This is a genomic window from Frigidibacter sp. SD6-1, from assembly GCF_030143255.1.
In the GTDB taxonomy this organism is placed as follows: domain Bacteria; phylum Pseudomonadota; class Alphaproteobacteria; order Rhodobacterales; family Rhodobacteraceae; genus TMP-24.
On sequence record NZ_JARJNR010000001.1, the window covers coordinates 897,370 to 915,725 of the forward strand.

Here is an 18,356-nt window from a genome sequence, read left to right on the forward strand (position 1 = left end):
CCCGCTCGGGTCCAAGCGTGAGGTGTCTTTGGAATGCTCGACCGGACGGACAGCGACGATTTCAGGACGACATTCGTGCGAGAGCCCTCGGCGCTCAAGCACTATCCCGCGCTGGTGCTGAACGCGGATTTCCGGCCGCTGTCCTACTACCCCTTGTCGCTCTGGCCCTGGCAGGAGGCGATCAAGGCGGTCTTCCTCGACCGGGTGACGATCCTGGCCGAGTACGAGCAGATGGTCCACAGCCAGCGCGCGGCCTTCCGAATACCCTCGGTCGTGGTCCTGAAGGAATTTGTCAGACCCCAGAAGCGCGTGGCCTTCACGCGCTTCAATCTTTTTCTCAGGGACGAATTCTGCTGCCAGTATTGCGGTTCGCGTGGCGATCTGACCTTCGATCATGTGCTGCCGCGTTCCAAAGGCGGGGTGACGAGCTGGGAGAATGTCGTGGCGGCCTGTTCGCCCTGCAATCTGAGGAAGGGCAACAAGAACCTGAAGCAATCCGGCCTGCACCTGCGCCGCCCGCCGCATCGACCGACGGCCGAGGAGATGCAGCAGGTCGGCCGCCGTTTCCCGCCGAACTATCTGCACGACAGCTGGATGGATTTCCTTTACTGGGACGCGGAACTGGATGCCTGACGCCGGGGGAGGGCGGGCCAAGAATTTTCGAAAATTCTTGGCAAAATCCTTCGAAGGATTTTGGCGCGCGTCATCGCCGGGCGGTCTTTACCGCGCCGGATCGCTCGTTTAGCGTCGCGCCAAGGGGGGATAGTCATGACCGATCCGTTCTTCAGGCCCGTTTCGGGTATGCAGATGCCGCGTTTCGCGGGCATTCCGACCTTCATGCGGCTGCCGCATGTGCCGCTGGATCATCCCCGCATCGGCGAGGTCGATATCGGCCTGATCGGCCTGCCGTTCGACAGCGCCGTGTCGAACCGCCCTGGCCCGCGACACGGGCCGCGGGCGATGCGCGATGCCTCGACCATGATCCGGGCCGAACATCCGATCCACCGCATCCGGCCGTTCGAGGCCGCCAATTGCGCCGACCTCGGCGATGTCGGCCCGAACCCGGTCGATGTGATGGACACGCTCGACCGGTTCACCGCCTATTACAAGGATATCAAGGCGCGCGGCATCCGCCCCTTGAGCGCCGGTGGCGATCACCTCTGCACGCTGCCCGTCCTGCGCGGCATCGCCGCCGACGGGCCGCTGGGCCTGATGCATTTCGACAGCCACACCGATCTTTACCCCGTCTATTTCGGCGGCAAGGTCCTGACCCATGGCAACCCCTTTCGCCAGGCGGTCGAGGAGGGGCTTCTCGACCCCAAGCGCATGGTCCAGATCGGCATCCGCGGCACGACCTACGATTTCGTCGATATCGACTTCGCCGAGGCGAACGGCATCCGCATCATCCGGATCGAGGAGTTTCATGCGCGCGGCGTCAAGGATGTGATGGCCGAGGCGCGCGAGATCGTCGGACAGGGACCGACCTACCTGTCCTATGACATCGATTTCGTCGACCCGTCGGTCGCACCGGGGACGGGCACGCCGGAATGGGGCGGGCCGAACGCCTATCAGGCGCTGCAGGTGGTGCGCGAGTGCCTGGGGCTGAATATCGTCGGTGCGGATGTGGTGGAAGTCTCGCCCCCCTTCGACCCGACCGGCAATACCGCCTATCTCGGGGCGACGGTGATGTTCGAGATCCTGTGCCTCATGGTGCGGGCGCTTCCACCGCCGCGGTAAGGTCTGGCTGACTCTCGGCGATCTCGACCAGTTCGGCGCGAAACCCTGTGCAGGCACCGCGAATCTCGGCAAGGACCGTGCCGGGGTTGGGCAGGCGCGGCGTCGAGATCAGCAGGATGCCGCGAAAGCCAAGCCGGGTGAGACGCTCGGCCACGTCCAATATGTCGAAATCCGGTGCAAGCAGCGGCGCGAGGACAGCGTCGGGTGGCGCGCCGCCCGCCCAGTAGGCTGCGGTCAGCGCGGCAAGGCCGCAGGCGCTTTGCCAGGCTGGCATCGTGCCGGGGCCGCAACCGTCCTGCCCCTGGCAGGAGCCGAGGACAAGGAGACGCAGGTTCCTGGCAAGGATGTCCCGGAGCGCGTCGGGGAGTTGCGAAAAATCTTCTTCTGTCACGTGATCGCTGTCTGAAATGGGTGGGAAGAACCGTGCGGCAGGCCCCCGTCGGCCACGTTCATCGTGAACGACGTCCCGATCCTATGGCGGGACATGGCCCAAACAAGGAAAAATATTGGCACAAACAGATTATTTCAAAATTTCGACATATCCGGCGGCGACTGTGCTACGAGGCGGTTAATCATGGCAGACACGATGTTCGCGACAGTCCTGAATGCTCTTCCCATGCCGGTTCTGTGGCTCGAGGAGGTGGATCGCGTCGTCCTGGCCAATTCCGCGGCCGAGGGCCTTTTCGGTGCGGGGCTTGAGGGACGGCTGGTCACCGATGTGCTGCGTCACCCGGATTTCCATGACACATTGGCCGAATGCCTGCGCCTGAGCGAGAAGCGCGTGATCCGTATCGCGCTGATGACCCGGGCGGGCGACCGGCAGTTCGATGTCCATATTGCGCCGACCGGCAGCGAATCCTCTTCGGTCATCTCGTTCGACGACCAGACCGCGCTCGACCAGGCCTCGGCGATGCGCCGCGATTTCGTGGCCAATGTCAGCCATGAACTGCGCACGCCCCTGACCGCGCTCGTGGGCTTCATCGAGACCCTGCGCGGGGCCGCGCGCGAGGATGCCGCCGCGCGGGACCGGTTTCTTGCCATCATGGAGCGGGAAGCGGGCCGGATGATCCGGCTGGTCAGCGATCTTCTGTCGCTGTCGCGCGTCGAGGCGGAGGAACATCGCCGCCCGCTCGGCACGGTCGAGATGGCGGGCCTGATCCGTGGCGTGATCCAGACGCTTCGCGATCAGGCTGCCGCGGCGGGGGTGGAGATCGCGCTGATCGAGGACGGCGCCCCCTATCCGGTCCGCGGCGAATCCGATCAGCTTGTGCAGATCCTGCAGAACCTGGCCGAGAATGGCATCAAATATGGCGGGGCGGGGAAAAGGCTGGACTTCCGTCTGACACGCGTCCCGCGCGAGCCGAAGATTCAAGGACCTGCCATCGCTGTCGAGGTGGTGGATTGCGGCGAGGGAATCGACCCGATCCACCTGCCGCGCCTGACCGAACGATTCTACCGGGTCGACAGCCATCGCTCGCGCGAGAAGGGCGGAACCGGGCTCGGGCTGGCAATTGTAAAACATATCGTCAACCGCCATCGCGGGCGGTTGAAGATCGAAAGCGATCCGGGAAAAGGCAGCAAATTCACGGTGATATTGCCTTCCGCATGATCGGCATGACAGGCCACCCCACCGGCCCCACGGCGGGTGGCGTCATCAAACTGTTACGCAACCGACACAAAAGCATGACGGCAAGCGCCTATGCCGCCCTCAAGGTCGTCGAAGGGACGGCCGGATGTGACGGAGACAGATATGACCATCCTGAAATATTCCGCGTCCGTGATCGCGCTGGCTGCTGCCGCTACCGCCGCCGACGCCCGCGACCAGCTGCAGATTGCCGGTTCCTCGACCGTGCTGCCCTATGCGACCATCGTCGCCGAAGCCTTCGGCGAGAATTTCGATTTCCCGACCCCGGTCGTCGAGGGCGGCGGTTCGGGCGCGGGCCGCAAGAAGCTTTGCGAGGGCGTAGGCGACAATACGATTGACATCGCCAACTCCTCCTCGCGCATCAAGCAGTCCGACATCGACCTCTGTGCCCAGAATGGCGTGACCGAGATCATGGAAGTGCGGATCGGCTATGACGGGATCGTCTTCGCCTCCGACATCAACGGCGCCGATTTCGCGCTGACGCCCGCCGACCTTTACGGCGCCATCGCCGCCGAAGTGGTGAAGGATGGCCAGCTTGTCGCCAATACCGCCAGGACCTGGGCCGACGTGAACCCCAGCCTGCCCGCGCAGGACATCCTGACCTTCATTCCGGGCACCAAGCACGGCACCCGTGAAGTGTTCGACGTGAAGGTTCTGGAGGCCGGCTGCAAGGCCACCGGGGCCGAAGAGGCTCTGGTCGCCGCCAAGGGCGAGGAAGACGGCAAGAAAGCCTGCCTCGCGCTCCGCACCGACGGCACCACGGTCGATATCGACGGCGACTATACCGAGACGCTCTCGCGCCTTGACGCCAACAAGAACGCGGTCGGCGTCTTTGGCCTGTCGTTCTACGAAAACAACACCGACAAGCTGAAGGTCGCGACGATGGACGGCGTGGTGCCTTCGGTCGAGACGATTTCTTCGGGTGACTATCCGGTCTCGCGCCCGCTCTTCTTCTACGTCAAGAAGCAGCATATCGGCGTGATCCCCGGCCTGAAGGAATATGTCCAGTTCTTCCTCTCCGACGAGATGGCGGGCCCCGATGGCGCGCTGGCCGATTACGGCCTCGTGCCTGACCCGGAACTGGCCGCGACCCAGGCGATGGTGGATGCCGAAACCATCATGAAGCCGCTGAACTGACCCTTAAGTCATCTCCGGGGGCGGCGTTCGCCCCCGGATCACCTGGAAAGACAGAATGACCCCTCGCTGCCTTGCCCTGATTGCCGCCGCTCTCCTTCTGCCGGGTGCGGCCTCGGCGCGCGACCAGATCCAGATCGCAGGTTCCTCGACCGTCTTGCCCTATGCGACCATCGTCGCCGAGGCCTTCGGCGAGAACCGGGGCTTTCCGACCCCGGTCGTGGAAGGCGGCGGATCGGGCGCGGGCCGCAAGAAGCTCTGCGAAGGGCAGGGGGAGGCGACGCTCGACATCGCCAATTCCTCCTCGCCGATCAAGCCGTCGGACATCGAGCTTTGCCGCGCGAACGGCGTGACGGCGCTTATGGAAGTGCGGATCGGCTATGACGGGATCGTCTTTGCCTCGCGCCGCGAGGGGCCCGGGTTCGCGCTGACGCCCGAACTGATCTGGCGCGCGCTCGCGGCCCGGGTGCCGCAGGACGGCGCGCTTGCGGCGAACCGCGCCTCGCGCTGGAGCGAGATCGACGCGGGGTTGCCCGACCAGCCGATCACCCTCTTCATCCCCGGCACCAAACATGGCAGCCGCGAAGTCTTCGACCAGAAAGTGCTGGAGGTCGGCTGCGCCGCGGCAGGCGCCGAGGCGCTGTTTGCCGCCGCTGCCACTGGCAGCGAGGAAGACAAGGCCAAGGCGGCGACCAAGGCCTGCCTTGAGCTGCGCACCGACGGGCGGTCGGTCGATATCGACGGCGATTATGCCGAGACGCTGGCGCGCGTCGCGGCCAATCCCGATGCAATCGGGGTCTTTGGCCTGTCGTTCTATGAAAACAACGCCGACAAGCTGCGCGTCGCGACGGTCGAGGGGGTCGAGCCTACGGTCGAGACCATCGCCAAAGGCGCCTATCCGGTCTCCCGCCCGCTCTATTTCTATGTGAAACCCGCGCATTTCGATCTGGTGCCGGGTCTGCGCGATTACGTGCTCTATTTCCTGTCCGACGAGATCGCCGGGCCGGGCGGGCTGCTGTCCGGCTACGGTCTGGTGCCTGACCCCGCGCTGGCCGAAACCCGGGCTGCCGTCGACGCGGGCAGAGTGCTGGACATGGGAGAAGGCGCCGAGCCATCGGCCACGACGCCCGCGCCTGCGGCGTCTGCGCCAGAGGCGGCGCCGCCGGTCACCGAAGCGGGTGGCAGGCCTATCCTGATCGCGCTTCTGGCTCTCGCGGTCCTCGGGGCCGCCGCTCTTGTTGCCGGTCGGCAGCGTGCCGCGCAGGTTCGCGCGGCGGGGACTGCGATTTTCCATTCGGTGCCTGCCTATCACGGCGCGCTGGTCCTTCTGTCGGCAGTTCTGCCGGGCGCGCTTGGCCTTCTGGCCTGGGGTGGGGTCGGGCCGGGCGGCTCGCCTGCGCTCGCCGTCTCCGCGACCCTTCTGCCCGGCTTGGCTGGCGGCGCCTACGGCTATGCCAGGATCAGCCCCGACCTCAGGGCGCGGACGGCGGTCGAGCGGGTGGTGATGGCGGCGCTGATCGGCTGTTCGCTGATCGCGGTCCTGACCACGGCGGGCATCTTTGCCTCGCTCGTGGTCGAGGCCGGGCATTTCTTCAAGCTTTATCCGGCGGCCGATTTCTTCTTCTCGACCACCTGGAACCCGCAGTTCCGGGGCGGGTCCTCGCTCGGCATATGGCCCTTGATCTGGGGCACCTTCTATGTCTCGTTCATCGCGCTGCTGGTCGCGGTGCCGGTTGGGCTGATGTCGGCGATCTATCTGGCGGAATATGCCTCGAAACGCACCCGCGCCTGGGTGAAACCGGCGATCGAGATACTCGCGGGCATTCCGACCATCGTCTACGGCCTCTTCGCGCTGATCACCGTCGGCCCCTTGCTGCGCGACTGGTTCGCGCAACCGCTCGGGATCGGTTCGTCCTCCTCTTCGGTGATGACGGCGGGGCTTGTCATGGGGATCATGGTGATCCCGTTCGTCTCGTCCCTGTCCGACGACATCATCAATGCCGTGCCGCAGTCCTTGCGCGATGGCTCGCTCGGCCTTGGCGCGACACCGTCCGAGACGGTGCGCCAGGTGGTGCTGCCCGCCGCGCTGCCGGGGATCGTCGGCGCCGTGCTTCTGGCTGCCTCGCGCGCCATCGGCGAGACGATGATCGTCGTGATGGGCGCGGGGGCGGCGGCGAAACTGTCGCTCAACCCGTTCGAGGCGATGACCACCGTCACCGTCAAGATCGTGAGCCAGCTGACCGGCGATACCGAATTCGCCAGCCCCGAGACGCTTGTGGCCTTCGCGCTTGGCCTGACCCTGTTCCTCGTCACGCTCGGCCTCAATGTGCTGGCGCTCGTGATCGTGCGCAAATACCGGGAGCAGTATGAATGAGCGGCAAATCGCTTTTCGCCAAGGACGCCCGAACCGCCGCCCGCAACCGGGCCGAGGGCCGGTTCCGCGCCTATGGCTTCTCGGCCATCGTGCTGGCGCTTCTGGCACTCGTCTGGCTGCTGATCTCGATCCTGGGTGCTGGCGCACCCGCCTTCCGCCAGACCTTCCTGACCTTCCCCGTGACGCTCGACGCGAAGCTTCTCGACAAGTCGGGCAGCGGCGATCCGGCCGCCCTGTCGAAGGTCACGACGACGACCTACGGCAAGCTCATAGCCAAGGCGCTGGAGGCCGAGATTGCCGCGCGCGGCATCGAGGCGGGCGAGGTGAAGGCCAAGGAGTTCGCGAAGATGCTGTCGGAGGAATCCTCGGCCACCTTGCGCACCATGGTTCTGGCCGACCCCACGCTTATCGGCCAGACGATCACCTTCCGCGCGCTCGCCTCCGGCCGGATCGACGGTTACTACAAAGGCCGCGTGACGATGGAAAGCGCCGCACTCGACAAGAATGTCTCGCCCGCGCAGCTTGTTCTCGCCGACCGGCTGAAGGACGAGGGTGTGCTGACCATCGCCTTCAATCCGGGCTTCCTGACCATGCCCGATGCATCCGACAAACGGCCCGAGGCTGCGGGCCTTGGCATCGCCATCGTCGGTTCGTTCCTGATGATGGCTGTCGTCCTTGTGCTGTCGCTGCCAATCGGCGTTGCCGCCTCGGTCTATCTTGAGGAATTCGCACCGAAGAACCGCTGGACCGACCTGATCGAGGTGAATATCGCCAACCTCGCGGCCGTCCCTTCAATCGTCTACGGGATCCTCGGCCTCGCGATCTTCATCAATTTCGCTGGTCTGCCGCAATCCGCACCCATCGTCGGCGGCCTTGTGCTGACGCTCATGACGCTGCCGCGCATCATCATCCCGACGCGCGCCGCGCTGAAGGCGGTGCCGCCCTCGATCCGCGATGCGGCGCTCGGCGTCGGGGCCTCGAAACTGCAGACGGTCTTTCACCATGTCCTGCCGCTCGCCATGCCCGGCATCCTGACCGGCATGATCATCGGGCTCGCGCAGGCTCTGGGAGAGACCGCGCCCCTTCTCCTCATCGGCATGGTCGCCTTCGTGCGCGACTTTCCCGGCGGCTTCTTCGACCCTGCCGCCGCGCTGCCGGTGCAGGTCTACAACTGGACCACCCGGGGCGACCCCGGTTTCGTCGAACGGGCCTCGGGCGCGATCATCGTGCTTCTGGCCTTCCTCATCCTCATGAACGCGGTCGCGATCTATCTGCGCCGCAAATTCGAACGTCGCTGGTAAGATCACCATGAAAGACCAAAGAGCGGAGCGGGCCGTGGATATCGAAACGGTAAAGATCAAGGCCGACAAGGTGCAGGTTTTCTATGGCGAGAACCATGCGATCAAGGATGTCGATGTGAATATCCTCGACAAGACGGTGACCGCCTTCATCGGCCCCTCGGGCTGCGGCAAGTCGACCTTCCTCAGGTGCCTCAACCGGATGAACGACACGATCCCCTCCTGCCGGGTCGAGGGGCGGATCACGCTCGATGACGAGGATATCTACGACCCGCGCGTCGATCCGGTGCAGCTGCGCGCCAAGGTCGGCATGGTGTTCCAGAAGCCGAACCCCTTCCCGAAGTCGATCTATGACAACGTCGCGTACGGGCCGCGCATTCACGGGCTGACGCGATCGAAGGCCGAACTTGACGAGGTGGTGGAGAAATCGCTGCGCCGTGCCGCGCTCTGGAACGAGGTGAAGGATCGCCTTCAGGCGCCGGGCACCGGCCTGTCGGGCGGCCAGCAGCAGCGCCTTTGCATCGCGCGCGCGGTCGCGACCGAGCCGGAGGTGCTTTTGATGGACGAACCCTGTTCGGCGCTCGACCCGATCGCCACGGCCCAGGTCGAGGAACTGATCGACGAGCTGCGCACCAATTTCTCGGTTGTCATCGTCACCCATTCGATGCAGCAGGCCGCCCGCGTCAGCCAGAAAACCGCCTTCTTCCATCTCGGCAACCTTGTCGAATATGGCGAGACGACGCAGATTTTCACCAACCCGCGCGATCCGCGCACCGAAAGCTACATCACCGGCCGGATCGGCTGAGGAGACGGACATGGCAGAACAACATATCGCCCGCGCCTTCGACCGCGACCTGGAGGCGATCCAGGCGCTCGTGATGAAGATGGGAGGCATGGTCGAGACCGCGATCCTCGATGCCGCCAAGTCGCTTGAGGCGCGCGACGAGGAACTGGCCGAAGAGGTGCGCCGCGCCGACAAGGCCATCGACGCGCTGGAGCTGAAGATCAACGAGGAGGCGGCGCGTGTGATCGCGCTGCGCGCGCCGACGGCGTCCGACCTGCGACTGGTTCTGACGGTGATGAAGATCGCCGCCTCGCTGGAGCGGGTCGGCGATTATGCCAAGAACATGGGCAAGCGCACCCAGGCGCTTGCGCAGATGGGGCCGCAAGGGGCGGTTACCGGTTCCGGCGCCTCGCTTCGGCGCATGGCAAAGACCGTGACCGAACTTCTGTCGGACGCGCTCAATGCCTATGCGGGCCGGCATCTCGACCTGGCGCAGGACGTGCGCACCCGCGACCGCGAGGTCGACCAGATGTACAATGCGCTTTTCCGCGAATTCCTGACCCACATGATGGAAGACCCACGCAATATCACCGCCTGCATGCATCTGCATTTCATCGCCAAGAACATCGAGCGGATGGGCGATCATGCGACCACGATCGCCGAGCAGGTGGTCTATCTGATCACCGGCGAACTGCCCGACGACGACCGGCCCAAGGCCGAGAATGTCGCCGATCTGAAACCGGCCGCGGGGGCGTGACGATGGACCGCAGCTCTCCCTCGGTCCTGGTCGTCGAGGACGAACCGGCGCAGCGCGAGATCCTGGCCTACAATCTCGAGGCGCAGGGCTTTCGCGTCGCCCAGGCCGATGACGGCGAAGAGGCGCTTCTGATGGTGGCCGAGGACAGGCCCGACCTGATCGTCCTGGACTGGATGCTGCCGAGCGTCTCGGGCATCGAGGTCTGCCGAAGGCTGAAAACCCGGGCAGAGACCAAGGGCGTGCCGATCATCATGCTGTCGGCGCGGTCCGAGGAGGTCGATCTGGTGCGGGGCCTTGAAACCGGCGCCGACGATTATGTGGTCAAACCCTATTCGGTGGCCGAACTGATGGCGCGGGTCCGCACGCAGTTGCGCCGCACCCGGCCCGCGAGCCAGGGCGAGCTGCTGGAATATGAAGATATCTCGCTCGACGCCACGACCCACCGTGTCCATCGCGCCGGACAGCTTCTGAAGCTTGGGCCGACCGAGTTCCGGCTTCTGACCACTTTCCTTGAAAAGCCCGGGCGGGTCTGGAGCCGCGAACAGCTGCTCGACCGGGTCTGGGGGCGCGATATCTATGTCGATACACGGACCGTGGACGTGCATGTCGGCCGGCTGAGGAAGGCGCTCTGCGCCCATGGCGGCGAGGATCCGCTGCGCACGGTGCGCGGCGCGGGCTATGCGCTCGGCTGACGGCGCGCTCATCGTCGGGCTTCGCCCGCTCTTCGCGCAAAGAACCGCCGCTGATGCGGCTCCGGCTTGACAGCGGGGGCGTGGGACGGCCTATGACGCGGGCAGGGGCGGCTTCGCCGCCCGGCGCCGCAGCTTCGGGCAAATGAGGTCACCATGCAGCTTCTGACCATCCCCACCCAGCCGATCGAGGGGCAGAAGCCCGGCACATCGGGCCTGCGCAAGAAGACCAGGGTCTTCATGGGGCACCATTATCTGGAGAATTTCATCCAGGCGACCTTCGATGCGATCGGGGGCGCGGAGGGCAAATCCTTCGTCCTCGGCGGCGACGGGCGCTATTTCAACGACCGCGCGGCGCAGGTGATCCTGCGCATGGCCGCGGCGAATGGCGCGCGGAAGGTGATCGTGGGGCAGGGGGCGCTGCTGTCGACGCCCGCCGCCTCGCACCTGATCCGGCTGAACCGGACCGACGGCGGCATCATCCTGTCGGCCAGCCACAATCCGGGCGGGCTCGACGAGGATTTCGGCGTGAAGTTCAACATGCCGAATGGCGGCCCGGCGCCGGAGGCAGTAACCGAGGCGATCTTCGCGCGAACGAAGGTTATCGACAGCTACCGGATCGTCGAGACGATGGATGTCGATCTGATGAAGATTGGAACGCAAGTCATTGGGAACATGGAAGTCTGCGTCATTGACCCGGTGGCGGACTATGCGTCGTTGATGGAAAGCCTCTTTGACTTCCCGAAGATGCGCGCGCTTTTTGCGGGCGGCTTCCGGATGCGGTTCGATGCCATGTGCGCGGTGACCGGGCCCTACGCGACGGAAATCCTTGAAAACCGGCTGGGCGCGCCGAAAGGCACCGTGACGCATGGCACGCCCTTGCCGGACTTCGGCGGCATGCATCCCGACCCGAACCCGACCTGGGCGCATGAGCTGATGGAGGAGATGATGGGCCCCGACGCGCCGGAGTTTGGCGCGGCCTCCGACGGCGACGGCGACCGCAACATGGTGGTCGGGCGGGGGATCTATGTCTCACCCTCGGATTCGCTCGCGGTGCTGGCGGCGAACGCCCATCTCGCACCGGGTTACCGGGCGGGCCTGAAGGGCGTTGCGCGTTCGATGCCAACCTCGGCCGCCGCCGACCGCGTGGCGGATGCGCTGGGGATCGGGAGGTACGAGACGCCGACCGGCTGGAAGTTCTTCGGCAACCTTCTGGATGCGGGCCGCGCGACGCTCTGCGGCGAGGAAAGCTTTGGCACCGGATCGGACCATGTGCGGGAGAAGGACGGGCTGTGGGCGGTGCTTCTGTGGTTGAATGTCCTGGCGGAACGCGCGGAAACCGTTCATGAAATCCTTCATCAGCACTGGCAGAGCTTTGGCCGCAACTATTATTCGCGGCATGATTACGAGGCGCTTCCCGTTGCCCAGGCCGACGCGATCATGAACGGCTTGCGCGGGCGCCTTGCGGACCTGCCCGGCCAGACGGTCGAGGGCATGCGGATCGCGTCGGCCGACGATTTCGCCTATGAAGACCCCGTTGACGGCTCTGTGTCCAGCGGGCAGGGGATCCGCATCGCCTTCGAGGGCGGATCGCGGTTCGTCCTGCGGCTCTCTGGCACGGGTACCGAGGGCGCGACGATCCGGCTTTATCTGGAACGGTTCATCCCGGGGCCGGAGGGGCTGGAGGACGAGGTGCAAAAGGCGTTGGCGCCGATGATCCGCGCTGCCGAGGCGCTGGCCGGGATCCGGGCGGCAAGCGGGCGCGCCGCGCCCGACGTGGTGACCTGAGCCGGCGCCCGGGGGTTTCACACCCCCGGACCCCCGTGGGATATTTGCGCCAGAATGAAGGGGATCAGGAGCGCAGTCTCTGGCCCTTGCCGTCGAAGCCGTAGGCATGGCGCGGATCGAAATCGAGCGCGAGCGCCTCGTCCACCTGATGCGGATGCTGGCCGAAGAGGCGGACGGTTACGGTTTCGCCGGCTTCTGTGGTGACAAGCAGGTTGGTATCGCCGCCCAGACGCTCGACATGGGTGGTGCGCCCCCTGATGCGGCCCTCCTTGCCCACCCTCAGATGTTCCGGCCGGATGCCGAGCGTCGCGCCCGGTGCGCCGAGGGGGGCGGCCGCGAGGAAGTTCATCGAGGGCGCGCCGAGGAAACCCGCCACGAACTGGTTGGCCGGGTCGTTGTAAAGCTCCATGGGCGAGCCTACCTGTTCGATCCGCCCGTCGCGCAGGACGACGATCCGGTCGGCAAGCGTCATCGCCTCGGTCTGGTCGTGGGTCACATAGATCATCGAGGCGCCGAGCTCCCGGTGGAGGCGCGCGATCTCCACCCGTGTCGCCATGCGGAGCGCGGCATCGAGGTTCGAGAGCGGCTCGTCGAACAGGAAAAGCTCGGGCTTGCGCACGATCGCGCGGCCGATGGCCACGCGCTGGCGCTGGCCGCCGCTGAGTTCGGCGGGACGGCGCTTGAGATAGCTCTCGAGGCTCAGCATCCTTGCCGCCGTCGCCACCCGCGCCGTGATCGTCGCCTTGTCTTCACCCGCCTGCTTCAGGCCAAGCGCCATGTTTCCCTCGACATCGAGATGGGGGTAGAGCGCATAGCTTTGGAACACCATCGCGATGCCGCGTTTGGCGGGCGGTGTGGTGGTAACGTCCCTGCCGCCGATCATGATCCGGCCAGAGGTCGCATCCTCGAGCCCGGCGATGGTGCGCAGAAGCGTGGATTTCCCGCAGCCGGAAGGCCCGACGAAGACGATGAATTCGCCCGGCTCGACCGTCAGGTTGATGTCCTTCAGGACGTCGACAGAGCCGAAGGATTTGTTTATACTTTCAAGGACAAGGGCGGTCATCTTCAACCTTTCAGATCGATGGCGCGGCCGCTGCGGATGCTTTCGTCGGCGGCTAGGCATATGGCGAGCGACTGGACGGCGTCTTCCATATGCCGGGTGAGGTCGATGTCTTCGGATATGGCCTTCAGCATGTAGGCCTGTTCGGCATCACAGAGCGCCTGGTGGCCGGGCTCGCCGGGGAAATCGACATCGCGGTCGGTGCCGTCGGCGCGGTGGATGCGCAGGCTGCCGACCTTGGTGTGCCCTTCGACACTGTCGCTGTCCGGGTGCATGCCGGAAAGGATCGAGACGGCGCCGTTCGGGCTGATCACGTCCTTCACGAAATAGGCGACCTCGGACATCATCGGGCCCCAGCCGGCCTCGTACCAGCCGACGGAACCATCATCAAAGACGACCTGGAACTGCCCGTAATTATACATATTTTCGGCGATCTCTTCCGACAGGCGCAGGCCCATCCCATGAACGCGCACGGGCTTGGCGTCGGTAATCTGGCACATGACATCGACGTAATGGACGCCGCAATCGACGATGGGCGGCGTGGTCTGCATCAGTTGCTTGTGCGTTTCCCAGGCGGCGCCTGTCGACTGCTGGTTCAGGTTCAGCCGGAAGACATATGGCCCGCCAAGCGCCCGCGCCTCGGCGATCAGGCGTTGCCAGGAGGGATGGTGGCGCAGGATGTAACCCACGACCAGCTTCCGCCCGTGGGCCTTCGCGCAATCGACGACGCGGCGCGCATCGGCGACGGTGGTCGCGAGCGGTTTTTCCACGAAGACATGGGCGCCCGCTTCCATCGCCCGGCAGGCATAGTCGGCATGGCTGTCTGAATAGGTCGCGATGACTGCCAGATCGGGTCGCGTTTCCTCAAGACCCGCATCGAAGTCATTGAAAAACTGATAGGATTGCAGCTCCGCTGGCAGGGCGGTGGTCGAGCGGTTGACCAGCCCGACAATCTTCGCCCCGGCAAGCTTGTGATGGGCCAGCGCATGGCTCATCCCCATATTGCCAAGACCGGCGACCAGAACCTTCATTTCACCGCCCCCGAAGTGATGCCGCGGATCAGTTGTCGCGAGAAGATCACGTAAAGGACAAGAACCGGCAGGATGGCCAGCGAGAGGGCCGAGAGAACCGCGTTCCAGTCGGTCACGAACTGGCCGATGAAGACCTGGGAGCCGAGCGTCAGCGTCTTGGTGCTTTCCCCCGGCGCAAGGATGAGCGGGAACCAGAGATCGTTCCAGATCGGGATCATGTTGAAGACGGCGACGGTGGCCATGGCCGGGCGAACAAGTGGCAGCACGAGCTTGAAAAAGATCGCATATTCGCTCATCCCGTCGATCCTTCCGGCGTTCTTCAGATCGTCGGACACCTGGCGCATGAACTCGCTGAGGATGAAGACGGCAAGCGGCAGGCCTTGCGCTGTATAGACAAGGATCAGTGCCAGAAGCGTGTTGATCAGCCCGGTCTGGACCATCAGTTCGAGGATAGCCACCGTGCCGATACGGATCGGGATCATGATGCCGAGCGCGAGGTAGAGACCCATCAGCATGTTGCCGCGGAAGCGGTATTCCGACAGCGCGAAGGCCGCCATCGCGCCGAAGAGCAGGATGAAGAACAGCGAAGCGACGGTAACGATGAACGAATTCTGGAAATAGAGGAAGAAATCGCCCTGTTTCATCACCGTCTGATAACCGATCAGCGAGAAGGCATCGCCAAGGGGCGGCGCCAGCGGCTCGGCGAAGATCGCCTTCCGTGTCTTGAACGAGTTGATGAGGATCACGAAGACCGGAAAGAGCGCGATCAACGTATAGAGGATCAGCGCCCCGTGCGCGGCGGCGGAATTCAGCGGATTGTGGCGTGCCTTGTTCATGGTGCCCTCAAAACTGATAGCGGCGCATGCGGGTCTGGATACCCCAGAGATAGATGCAGACGCCGGTCAGGATGATGGCGAACATCGCGGTGGCGATGGCCGAGCCCATGTGCGGGTCGCCCAGCTGCAGCTGGAAGCCGAAGAAGGTGCGGTAGAGGAAGGTGCCGAGAATGTCGGTCGAGAAATTCGGCCCGGCAAGCGCGCCTTGGGCTGCGTATATCAAGTCGAAAGCATTGAAATTGCCGACGAATGTCAGGATCGAGATGATGCCGATCGAGGGCAGGATCAAGGGCAGCTTGATCTTCCAGAAGGCCGCCCAGCCGGTCAGCCCGTCGATCTCTCCCGCCTCCAGAACCTCTTCGGGGATCGACAGGAGGGCGGCATAGATCAGCATCATCGGAATGCCGACGAACTGCCAGACAGAAATCAGCGCAAGCGTCGTCAGCGCATAGTCCTCCTTGCCGAGCCAGGGGGCGAAGAGCGCCTTCAGCCCCAGAGCATCCAGCATGCTGGGCGCGATGCCCCAGATCGGCGACAGGATCAGCTTCCAGGCAAAGCCGACGATCACGAAGGAGAGGATCGTCGGAATGAAGATCGCCGAGCGATAGAAGGCCGAAAAGCGCAGGCGCGGATGACTGAGGATCGCGGCGAGCGCGATGCCGATCGGATTCTGGACGATCATGTGGATGATGAAGAACCAGACATTGTTGCCCAGCGCGTTCCAGAAGGACGCGGACCAGCGCGGATCACCGAAAAGCGTCCGGAAGTTTTCAAGCCCCGCGAAATGCCGTCCCTCCGGTCCTCCAACATAAAGAGCCAGCCGCAAGGTATTGAAAAGGGGCCAGATCATCACCGCCGTATAGACGATGACGGCCGGTGCCAGAAACACGACGATATGGGAACGCGGTCGCCCGGCCATGGCCTGCCCTCTTGTTTCACTGTGGCTCAAATATCCCCGGGGGGTGCGGGGGGCAGGCAGCCCCCCGCCGGATCGGGCGCGTCAGCGCCCGAAACCTCACTTCTGCGGGTCGTACCAGGAGGCGAGGCCTTCCTGCAGGCGCTTGCCGGCATCCTCGGGCGTCTCGGTGCCCTTGATCGCGTTCACGCTGGCGTTCCAGGTCTCGGTCTCCAGGTTCGGCGTGCCGCGCGACAGGATCTGGTAGGTCGAGCGGATCGTTGACTTGCACTTGTCGCGCCACGAGACGAATTCCTGCGCCAGCGGGTCCTCCATCGCGACCGGCGTCGAATTGAGCGAGAAGAAGCCGGGCAGGGCGTTGGCGTAAAGCGTCGCGAATTCGGCCGAGCCGACCCAGTCGAGGAACACCTTGGCCTCATCCGGATGCGCGGACTTGGCGTTCATCCCCAGCGCGATGTCGGTATGGTCGGAGATGTAGCATTCGTCACCCGCGGCCTGAACCGGCGGCGGGAAGGCGCCCATCTTGAAGCCTGCCTGTGCATTGAAGCCCGAGATTTCCCACGACCCGGCCGGATAGACGGCGGCCCGACCCAGCGTGAACAGGTTCTGGCTGTCGGGATAGGTCTGCGCCTCGAACCCGTCGCCCAGATAATCCTTCCATTTGGCCAGCTGCCGGTAGGGCGCGACCCAGGCTTCGTCGGTCAGCTTCTGCTCGCCCTTGATCAGCGCCAGACGGCCTTCCTCGCCCTTCCAGTAGTTCGGGCCGATATTGTTGTAGCCCATGGTCGCGGCTTCCCACTGGTCATTGGTGCCCATCGCCATCGGAATGTAGGTGCCGTCCGCCTTGATCTTGTCGAGGGCCGCGAAGAATTCGGCCTCGGTCGTCGGCACCGCGATGCCGAGCGCGTCGAACGCATCCTTGTTGTAGATGAAGCCGTGGATGACCGACGCCATCGGCACGCAGAAGGTGGCGGAAGCGTCGTCGGTCTGCCAGGCGGATTTGGCGACGTCCGAGAAATTCGCCATCGAGGCGAGGCCCGAGAGATCGGCAAGCTGGCCCTTGTCGTAGAGCGCCAGCGAGGCGTCGAACGGGCGGCAGGTGATCAGATCGCCCGCGGTGCCGGCGTCCAGCTTCGAGTTCAGTGCCGCGTTATATTCCGCCGGCGCGGTCGGCGCGAAGACCACCTTGATCCCGGGGTTCGCCGCCTCGAATGCCGGGATGATCTTGTCCTGCCAGATGGTCAGGTCATCGTTGCGCCAGCTTTCGATCGTCAGCGTCACATCCTCGGCCGAGGCCGCGCCGCCCAGAAGCGACGAGGTCAGTAAGAGGGCCGCCAGTCTTGTCTTTGTCATAAGGAACTCCCTTGGTTGGCAATCTCTCCGGCGTTGGCCGCCGGCAGTCTCAGCCGCGCGAGCGCCGCGCGGAGATTTCCGTGATGGGCGGCGAGCAGCGCCCGTGCCGCGCCCGGTGCCTGCCCGAGTGCGACAAGCACCGCTGCCTTGGTGTCGCCACCGGCCGCTTCAAGGCTCTGGGTCGCCTCCGCCGGGCCGACCCCGGCGATGGTCGCGACGATCCCCGCCGCGCGGGCGCGCAGCTTTGCATTGTCGGCTTTCAGGCCCACCATCATCCCGTCATGCACCTGGCCGAGATGGATCGCGGCAAGGGTCGACAGAAGGTTCAGCGCCACTTTCTGCGCGGTGCCTGCACCCATCCGGGTCGATCCGGCGATAAGTTCAGGCGGCGTCAGAAGCGCGATGGCCGCGTCCGCCAGATCAAAGATCGGCGCCGCGCGGTTGTTGGCGATGGCCACGACCAGGGCGCCGCCCTGACGCGCGGCGCGCGCCAGTTCGAGCGGGTAGGGGGTGGAACCCGAGGCAGTGACAGCGATCACCAGATCGCCTGCGCCAAGCGACGCCCCGGCAGCCGCGCCCGCAGCGCCGTCATCCTCGGTATCGCCCGGCATATGCGCGTCGGTGGGTATGCCGCCCGCCATGCAAAGCAGGATACGCTCCGCCGGTATGCCGTAGGTGCCTGGCAGTTCCATTCCGTCGGCATTGGCCATCAGCGCCGAGGAACCGGCGCCCGCATAGACCAGGCGTCCGCCACCCGCGATGGCGTCGGCCATCAGCCGCGCGCCCCGCGCGATATCTGGAAGGGCCGCGCCCACGGATGCCACCGCAGCCGTCTGGCCGGACAGAAGCAGCGCCAGAATCTCGGCGGCCGGACGCGCGTCCAGTCCCGCGGCATCGGCATGCAGATGTTCCGTCTGTTTGTCGGCCATCGAATCCTCCTTGATCAAGAAAGAT

General features: G+C 64.9%; 17 protein-coding genes and 1 pseudogene. 11 read left to right on the top strand and 7 right to left on the bottom strand.

The window, feature by feature from the left end; all coding sequences use genetic code 11:
* The first annotated feature begins 33 nt into the window (after positions 1-33).
* Complete coding sequence (locus tag P0645_RS04325) at positions 34-633, top strand: HNH endonuclease (protein WP_284163324.1); 600 nt, start codon at positions 34-36, stop codon at positions 631-633.
* 135 nt (positions 634-768) lie between these two features.
* Positions 769-1,737 carry an agmatinase gene (locus P0645_RS04330; protein WP_284163325.1) on the top strand — a complete coding sequence of 323 codons (969 nt, stop codon included), beginning with the start codon at positions 769-771 and terminating at the stop codon, positions 1,735-1,737.
* Here the strand turns inward: P0645_RS04330 and P0645_RS04335 are convergent.
* Entirely contained in the window at positions 1,706-2,128 is a 423-nt protein-coding gene (locus tag P0645_RS04335; protein WP_284163326.1) for a hypothetical protein, read from the bottom strand. The genes P0645_RS04330 and P0645_RS04335 overlap by 32 nt on opposite strands.
* 183 nt (positions 2,129-2,311) lie before the next feature.
* Between P0645_RS04335 and P0645_RS04340 the strand changes: the two genes are divergently transcribed.
* From P0645_RS04340 to P0645_RS04380, 9 genes and pseudogenes are all read left to right on the top strand, one after another.
* Positions 2,312-3,346 carry an ATP-binding protein gene (locus P0645_RS04340; protein ID WP_284163327.1) on the top strand — a complete coding sequence of 345 codons (1,035 nt, stop codon included), beginning with the start codon at positions 2,312-2,314 and terminating at the stop codon, positions 3,344-3,346.
* A 141-nt stretch (positions 3,347-3,487) separates the two neighbouring features.
* A complete protein-coding gene (locus P0645_RS04345) occupies positions 3,488-4,519 on the top strand; it encodes a substrate-binding domain-containing protein (protein WP_284163328.1) in 1,032 nt (343 codons plus the stop codon).
* Positions 4,520-4,574: 55 nt separating this feature from the next.
* A pseudogene (locus P0645_RS04350) lies at positions 4,575-5,591 on the top strand (PstS family phosphate ABC transporter substrate-binding protein); the annotation flags it as partial.
* A gap of 114 nt (positions 5,592-5,705) precedes the next feature.
* A complete protein-coding gene (pstC, locus tag P0645_RS04355; protein WP_284163372.1) occupies positions 5,706-6,890 on the top strand; it encodes a phosphate ABC transporter permease subunit PstC in 1,185 nt (394 codons plus the stop codon).
* Positions 6,887-8,191: a phosphate ABC transporter permease PstA gene (pstA, locus tag P0645_RS04360; protein ID WP_284163329.1), complete on the top strand. Its 1,305-nt coding sequence runs from the start codon at positions 6,887-6,889 to the stop codon at positions 8,189-8,191. Before pstC ends, pstA begins: the two co-directional genes overlap by 4 nt.
* 7 nt (positions 8,192-8,198) lie before the next feature.
* Positions 8,199-8,993: a phosphate ABC transporter ATP-binding protein PstB gene (pstB, locus tag P0645_RS04365; protein WP_284163330.1), complete on the top strand. Its 795-nt coding sequence runs from the start codon at positions 8,199-8,201 to the stop codon at positions 8,991-8,993.
* A 10-nt stretch (positions 8,994-9,003) separates the two neighbouring features.
* Entirely contained in the window at positions 9,004-9,729 is a 726-nt protein-coding gene (gene phoU, locus P0645_RS04370; protein ID WP_284163331.1) for a phosphate signaling complex protein PhoU, read from the top strand.
* Between the two features lie 2 nt (positions 9,730-9,731).
* The gene (gene phoB, locus P0645_RS04375; RefSeq protein ID WP_284163332.1) at positions 9,732-10,421 is read left to right on the top strand and encodes a phosphate regulon transcriptional regulator PhoB; all 690 of its coding nucleotides are present in this window, start codon (positions 9,732-9,734) and stop codon (positions 10,419-10,421) included.
* Between the two features lie 153 nt (positions 10,422-10,574).
* The gene (locus tag P0645_RS04380; RefSeq protein ID WP_284163333.1) at positions 10,575-12,206 is read left to right on the top strand and encodes an alpha-D-glucose phosphate-specific phosphoglucomutase; all 1,632 of its coding nucleotides are present in this window, start codon (positions 10,575-10,577) and stop codon (positions 12,204-12,206) included.
* Between the two features lie 64 nt (positions 12,207-12,270).
* Here P0645_RS04380 and P0645_RS04385 read toward each other — a convergent pair whose 3' ends face one another.
* From P0645_RS04385 to P0645_RS04410, 6 genes are all read right to left on the bottom strand, one after another.
* On the bottom strand, positions 12,271-13,269 hold the full coding sequence (locus tag P0645_RS04385; protein WP_284163334.1) for an ABC transporter ATP-binding protein: 999 nt from the start codon (positions 13,267-13,269) through the stop codon (positions 12,271-12,273).
* A gap of 2 nt (positions 13,270-13,271) precedes the next feature.
* Positions 13,272-14,297, bottom strand: coding sequence for a Gfo/Idh/MocA family protein (locus tag P0645_RS04390; RefSeq protein WP_284163335.1), 1,026 nt, complete (start codon positions 14,295-14,297; stop codon positions 13,272-13,274).
* Positions 14,294-15,133 carry a carbohydrate ABC transporter permease gene (locus P0645_RS04395; RefSeq protein ID WP_284163336.1) on the bottom strand — a complete coding sequence of 280 codons (840 nt, stop codon included), beginning with the start codon at positions 15,131-15,133 and terminating at the stop codon, positions 14,294-14,296. Before P0645_RS04395 ends, P0645_RS04390 begins: the two co-directional genes overlap by 4 nt.
* Before the next feature lie 7 nt (positions 15,134-15,140).
* Positions 15,141-16,052, bottom strand: coding sequence for a carbohydrate ABC transporter permease (locus P0645_RS04400; RefSeq protein ID WP_284163337.1), 912 nt, complete (start codon positions 16,050-16,052; stop codon positions 15,141-15,143).
* A 96-nt stretch (positions 16,053-16,148) separates the two neighbouring features.
* Positions 16,149-17,402 carry an ABC transporter substrate-binding protein gene (locus P0645_RS04405; protein WP_284163338.1) on the bottom strand — a complete coding sequence of 418 codons (1,254 nt, stop codon included), beginning with the start codon at positions 17,400-17,402 and terminating at the stop codon, positions 16,149-16,151.
* Entirely contained in the window at positions 17,399-18,331 is a 933-nt protein-coding gene (locus tag P0645_RS04410; RefSeq protein WP_284163339.1) for an N-acetylmuramic acid 6-phosphate etherase, read from the bottom strand. The genes P0645_RS04405 and P0645_RS04410 overlap by 4 nt, the downstream gene beginning before the upstream one ends.
* Positions 18,332-18,356: the final 25 nt, after the last annotated feature.